Source organism: Olleya sp. Ti.3.14 (assembly GCF_038154885.1).
Classification (GTDB): domain Bacteria; phylum Bacteroidota; class Bacteroidia; order Flavobacteriales; family Flavobacteriaceae; genus Olleya.
In genome coordinates, this window is the sequence record NZ_JBAKAO010000103.1 from 1 (window position 1) to 255 (window position 255).

Annotated in this window: 1 rRNA gene; it reads left to right on the forward strand. The window is 35.3% G+C overall.

Features of this window, described 5'->3' with window-relative positions:
* Window positions 1–172: 172 nt before the first annotated feature.
* Window positions 173–255 (forward strand): 16S ribosomal RNA (locus tag V6251_RS15570); the annotation flags it as partial.

Genomic DNA, 255 nt, shown 5'->3' on the forward strand with positions numbered 1-255 from the left:
CCCGCTTAAGGAAATAACATCTTAAGAGACAAAGAAAAAAGTTCATAAACATATTGAATTGACAGCGTAAGAATTAATTGGAAACGATTAATTTAAACAAACGAGAATAAACCATTTTGAGTACTGAAAACATTATTAATTGTTAAAACATAGTCGTAAGACTTAAAATTTAACGATGAAGAGTTTGATCCTGGCTCAGGATGAACGCTAGCGGCAGGCTTAACACATGCAAGTCGAGGGGTAGCAGGGAGCTTG